The sequence below is a fragment of the Rhodopirellula maiorica SM1 genome, assembly GCF_000346295.1.
GTDB classification, from domain to species: domain Bacteria; phylum Planctomycetota; class Planctomycetia; order Pirellulales; family Pirellulaceae; genus Novipirellula; species Novipirellula maiorica.
In genome coordinates, this window is the sequence record NZ_ANOG01000282.1 from 1 (window position 1) to 3517 (window position 3517).

The 3517-nt window shown below is 54.3% G+C and carries 3 protein-coding genes; 2 read left to right on the top strand and 1 reads right to left on the bottom strand.

Annotated elements, in window-relative coordinates; translation table 11 throughout:
- Both RMSM_RS09220 and RMSM_RS09225 read left to right on the top strand, forming a co-directional pair.
- On the top strand, positions 1-386 hold a 386-nt coding region (locus RMSM_RS09220; protein WP_040764952.1), incomplete at its 5' end, for a sugar phosphate isomerase/epimerase family protein.
- An 844-nt stretch (positions 387-1230) separates the two neighbouring features.
- Positions 1231-2124 carry a ParA family protein gene (locus RMSM_RS09225; RefSeq protein WP_052031560.1) on the top strand — a complete coding sequence of 298 codons (894 nt, stop codon included), beginning with the start codon at positions 1231-1233 and terminating at the stop codon, positions 2122-2124.
- 229 nt (positions 2125-2353) lie between these two features.
- Here the strand turns inward: RMSM_RS09225 and RMSM_RS09230 are convergent.
- A partial coding sequence (locus tag RMSM_RS09230; RefSeq protein WP_040764953.1) for a fructose-bisphosphatase class III occupies positions 2354-3517 on the bottom strand: 1164 nt, incomplete at its 5' end.

The window sequence follows — 3517 nt, forward strand, 5'->3', positions numbered from 1 at the left end:
ACGCCGGGGACAAAAGCTGTATCAACCGGATCGCCGAGGCACGCACGATCTGCGATTCGTTTGCCAACCCCTTCGTGGGCGTTGCGGTCGACGTCTATCATGTTTGGTGGGATCCGGATCTGAGTCGCGAAATCAAGTTAATCGGCGAAGCGGGGCGTTTGTTCGGTTTTCACGTCTGTGATTGGCGAGTTCCGACACGCGACTTGTTAACCGACCGCGCTTTGATGGGCGACGGCTGCATCGACGTTCGAGGTATTCGAGCGGAGGTCGAGGCCGCAGGATTCGAGGGCTGGATCGAAGTCGAAATCTTTTCCGAAGAGCACTGGGCTAGCGACCAAGGAAACTATCTGGACAAGATCATTGAGCGTTACGAAACTCATTCGTAATAGAAATCGCAGTGAAGCGCCAGCGAATTTCGTACTAATCCTATGGATTGGTAGCGGAGCGGCGCAAGCCGCCCGGTCTAAACCGAACGTTTCACTCGCCTCAACCGGACGGCTCGCGCCGTGCCGCTACCAAAGTAAATGCTCAAGTAGTGGGATTCGCCAGAATTCCCATTTTTGCTGTTGAAACACCAGGAACCCTGGCGAGTCCCACTACCAAAGTGGATGTAATTCGTCCGTGCCGTAATTAAGTTGTGGAAGTCACGAATTTCCGACCGGGCTTGTCCCGGCGGGATAACAACTGGCAACTACGATTGTCCTATCCGAATCTTCCTGAGCTTGCCCCGCGAAACGCCGGAGGCGTGTCGCGGGGCAAACTCAGAGGCATCGGGGGGCTTTGTTGGGTAGCTGCCAGTTGTCGCTCCGACCGGGACAAGCCCGGCGGAAGCCAGGGGAACCAGACGTTCAGAATTTTAAAATCGCGGGCTCCTCGTCGGTAGAAAGTTACTGCCGGCTACGCCGGAGGTTAGACTCTCCCCCAATATCCGGCATCCTCTTCTCATATCAGCGTTCTGGCCTTAAGAGCCATCTCGCACCTTTTCGGCGTAACGTGTTGTTCACTTTGACGACACTCTTGTAGCGTCTTGGATCCACACGTTAATCTCGTCGTGCCGATAACCCGGGTGTTTCCGCTTGTGCGCGTTTTGTACCGCTTAGGCAAAATCTTCCATCCCGCACAGGGGGCAGCCGATACCCGGTGATAGAAATCGGCGTTGGCACCTTTGACACGAACTGTCTCCGCCCGGCCCCTCCCGATCGCTCCCTTCCCACCCTTGTGAGTCAAATCGTGCCCATCCTGTTGATGATCAACCTGAAAGGCGGTGTTGGCAAAACTGCCTCGACTGTCGCCATTGCCGAAACATTTGCCGAACAGGGGCAGCGCGTGCTCGTCATTGACGCGGATCATCAAAGCATGGCCGGCGAACTGTTAGTCGGTCAGTCTCGCATGCTGATGGCCGAGCGGACAAAGAAAACACTGCACGATATGTTTCTGGCAATGGCTGATGTCAATTTCGACGCAGTTGAATTGCCAAAATTTGCATTGCCCAACGCATCGTCAGTGCAGACAGCGACTGACAATCTGTCCGTGGTTCCGTGCTCGTTTCGCATCGACGACTTTTCGAGCAACGTGGCACGCTCACGCCGGATTTGCCGCTCCTACGCAACCGAACGCGGGTTGCAAACCTATCTCGCACGACAAATGCGAAAAGTAGAACGCTGGCTTAGCACCCACTACGATATCGTGCTTGTCGATTGCCCTCCAAGCATTGCAATGCAAGTCAAAATGTTCCTGCGGATCGCGGACGGCTACGTCATCCCGTGCGTCCCCGATCAATTGTCGGTACGAGGATCGGCAAATCTGGTTAAACGAATGGCTGGTTATGGCTTCAAGCTCGCGGGCCTCGGGACACTATGGACCCTGTATCGCGAACAAGTTGCACTTCACCGCGAAATGGTCCGTGATCCCTTCACGAGAATCCCCACGCCTTTTCAAACAATCATTCCCAACGCGACGCGCCTAGCAGCGGCAGTTGATCCTCGCGGTGTGAACGCTCCATTTTCTAATTGTGACGCAAAGTATGGCAAACCCTTCGCCACACGGTACCGGGAATTGGTTGATGAATTGTTTGCCCGCTGCGAACGTGTCGGAATCGAAACGCGAGTCGTTCATTACGTCTAACCGATTTTGTCTTCGATGTAGCGACCTTCGCTAGACGGTGGGCAACACCGTGGCAAACTTGGATACGTTCCGGAAACGACGTTATGGCTAGGGTGCACTATCCCGGTTCCCGCTCGACAAAGGTATCCAGCGTCACAACGGATCGTTTGCAAAGCGACGCGTTCGCGGATTCGTCGCATCATGCACTTCTGGAATAACGCCAGGTAGCAAATCAACCTGGCTTTCGCGATTACTGACTGGTGCTGGTTGCTTGTTGGTGTAGACGATTCGTTTGATAGGCTTCGATTAATCGATCGAGCATTTCGATTCGATAACGAATCCGTTGGCCTCGCTCGGTATCGCGGGTAGACCGTGGTTTATCGAACACGCGGATCTCCTGGACCGCAGGAACGATGTCGATCCCGTCGCGAATCGCCGCATCGACCGACTCGAAATGATGATGTTCCGCCAAGACAATTCGATTCGGCTCGAGCACCAACGTGTATCCGTAATCGCCATACGCCTCCGAAAACGCTCCGTCGATCGTGATCGCTTTGCCGCTACGTTTCAGCGGCGATTCTCCTTCTTCGACCTTGACCGGCACGTGACCGTTGACGATCAAACCGCCCTCGGTTTCCATCCCAAACTCCTCCAACACTTTGTCGCAGAAATCGGTTTCGTGAATGAGCGAGAAATAAGGGTCTTTGGTCTCGCGGTGCGGTGTTTTGTCTTGAATGAAGTCACGTTCCAACGTCGCAATCCGGTCCTTTCCGAACAGCGGCGATCGCGGACCGCTCCAAAGGTACCACAGAAAATCAAGGTCTTCTTCGGCGGATTTTTCGACGGCACGGCGAACCACTTTTTCGATACCTTCAAACAGCTCGCGTCCCGCCAGCGGATGCCCATCGACCATCAATGGCAAGAACGAACCGTCGGCATCCACCGGCACGCATCCATGAAAGATCAAACATTCGTCGCGTCTCAAGTACATCGATCCGTGTCCAACCATGAATCGCATTTGTTCCTGCAGTTTCTGGCTATCCAAAAACGAGTGTTTCAAACAAGCCAGACACGCCGACTCCTCGGCCGTCAGCTCGTACGGGTTTTCTGGATCCACCGTGGGAAATAACTTGTCACGCAAATCGTAGGTATTTCCATCAATTTCAATCGTCCCGCGGGCGTGGTCGATCCGGTGTAACAAGCGGCGATGATCCAAGCCCCATTGTGGATTGCGTTGGATCAATTGACCTTCGAGTTTGAACTGCATCACCGCCGCTGCTTTCTGCATCCGCGCTACCACTTCGTTGGGCCGCATCCCCTCTCGCTTTGGCATAAAAAAAGTGGCGGGATCATCGGCGTAAACCGTTCGCGCGAGATGTTCTAGCGGCGTCAGTGGAACGCTATAGCCTTCGTC